The organism is Staphylococcus coagulans (assembly GCF_002901995.1).
In the GTDB taxonomy this organism is placed as follows: domain Bacteria; phylum Bacillota; class Bacilli; order Staphylococcales; family Staphylococcaceae; genus Staphylococcus; species Staphylococcus coagulans.
This window is the reverse complement of the sequence record NZ_PPQN01000112.1, coordinates 1-2,051: the sequence shown is the minus strand read 5'-3', so window position 1 is coordinate 2,051 and position 2,051 is coordinate 1. Positions and strand designations below refer to the sequence as shown.

Here is a 2,051-nt window from a genome sequence, read left to right as displayed (position 1 = left end):
CATTTAATCAGAGCTTTTTTAGATATTATTTCAAAAAAATAAATTTCTAGCGTATAATATTAAATAACCAAAAGCATAAATACGGGGGAACTTTATATTTTATATATATAAAAATTATAACATGTTTTAACTTACACTTCCAATAGAAACTGAGATGTCTTTTCCTGAAAATGATATTGTATTCATTATTAACAAACTTGTAGAATCTATCCCCTAAGAAGTTTTTAATCCATATTATAGCCAAAGAGGTCCTTCATCATACCATCCAAAAATGATGTTAAAAATCATACTGCATAGTTATGCCAATTCTGTTTTTTTAGGGCGAAGAATCGAGCACCTTTTAAAAGATAGTTGCCGAATGATGCGGCTTGCGCAAGGTTAAATGCCAACTTATAGAACCATCAATCGCTTTAGAGTGAACCCCCATATGATGGGATTTCTACATATTTTATTGGTCGGTTTAAGAGTATAAATGTCAAAATAAATATGTACAATTTTGCTTAAATAAGAATGTACATATTTATCTTTTTCTGAAGGGAAATGATTGTATGCAACGGCACGCAATGATAACCTACAATCATGCATACACATCAGTTGATCAGGGGATATTGAGCGTGATTTTTATATTTGTTATAGGCATAGTGTAAAAAAGTGATAGAAAAGGGTGGGAAAACTTAAATGCCCCCCAGCCTTTTAAATGTGGACTTTTTCAAACCGCCTCATAGCGTTTGACAGTTGAGAGTAATAATAGAAAGCCTGTTACGACTGTTGCTAAAACTAAACCTGACATCATAAGCGGTGTGAGTAACGTACCAATGATTAAAAATAGCCGCGATATGAGCTCTGCCCCAATTGGCACCCAACTGTCCAATGCAGAATGGGCACCACGTGTGTCGGCAGGTATAAAACGTATTTTTTCTGCTTCCACAGTCGGCGTAAACAAAATTTCGCCAATCGTGGCCATCAACATGAAGATAACGAGGACGAGTGCGTGGTTATTACTCATGATGACAGTATAGCCTCCTGCGAAAAAGAGAAAGCTAATATTTAAAATGGTGGCGACTTTGAAACGTTTGAAATAGTGTAAAATCGCAAAGCTTAAACTAATAATCGTAAATGTATTGATTAATAACAGTATTGAAAACATACGGACGCCATCAATCGGAAAGCCAAACCACTGAATCGTTTTAAATTGATGTTCTAAACGTACTGCAACATAGGATGAGAGCGACATTTCAGCGCTTAATATGAGCATACTACTGATGAGCAATAAGACGAATGGTCGATTGCGATATGCCACTTGATAACGTTGAAACATCGCCACAAAGCGACGTGCTGATGGATGACTTTTTGTGCGACGCGCTTCTTGTACACCAAAATAGAGAATTAACACATTCACAGTCAAACAGATAAAAATTAGCATAAACAAACTCACCTTGAATGAACTGTAAAACAACCCACCCATCAACATCCCTAAAGCCGTAGAAGTGTTAGAAATCCAATATTTGAAGCGGGCATAGCGTTGTCGGTTTGTCTCGTCAATACTATCTAAAGCTAAAGCATTGTACATCGGTTTGGCTAAGGCAGTAAAGAGCTCATTGAGAAGGTAACAGGCCAAGAAAACTAAAAATAATAATTGAAATGACTGTGACCCTTCTAACTGAGTCAATACAGCCCCCATACCTAGGAAGAGCAGTGCACTCATTGCCGTTAAACAAGCGATGACATGCTTCTTAAGTGGTAAATGGTCGCTCAAATAGCCACCGATAATCGAACCGCTAAACTTTAATAAAATTCCGACAATGAGCATAAGTCCGGCTTTTTTACCGCCTAAATAGTGCGTGAGTAATAATGTCATAAACGGAAACACGGCATTCACTGAGGCATTTTGAATAAACAACATGAGTAAACGCAACTTCACATTTTTAGGTAATGTCATAAGCATATCTCCATTTTATAAGATAAAAAATATGTAAAATTAGTATTATATTATCTTTAAAGTGTAAGCGTGTCAAAATTTGTGTGAGGCCGTTGTGCACGTTACAATTTGT

General features: G+C 36.3%; 1 protein-coding gene and 1 pseudogene. One reads left to right on the top strand and one right to left on the bottom strand.

Features of this window, described 5'->3' with window-relative positions:
* Positions 1–232 precede the first annotated feature (232 nt).
* Positions 233–382 (top strand): annotated as a pseudogene (locus CD118_RS12420) (transposase); the annotation flags it as partial.
* Positions 383–709: 327 nt separating this feature from the next.
* Here CD118_RS12420 and CD118_RS11530 read toward each other — a convergent pair.
* Positions 710–1,939 (bottom strand): MFS transporter, encoded by a 1,230-nt coding sequence (locus CD118_RS11530; RefSeq protein WP_103356736.1) that lies wholly within the window; start codon positions 1,937–1,939, stop codon positions 710–712.
* Positions 1,940–2,051 lie beyond the last annotated feature (112 nt).

Bases quoted from the DNA above. Each gene is read 5' to 3' on its own strand.
- CD118_RS11530 (WP_103356736.1), bottom strand. From the start codon at position 1,939: ATGACATTACCTAAAAATGTGAAGTTGCGTTTACTCATGTTGTTTATT.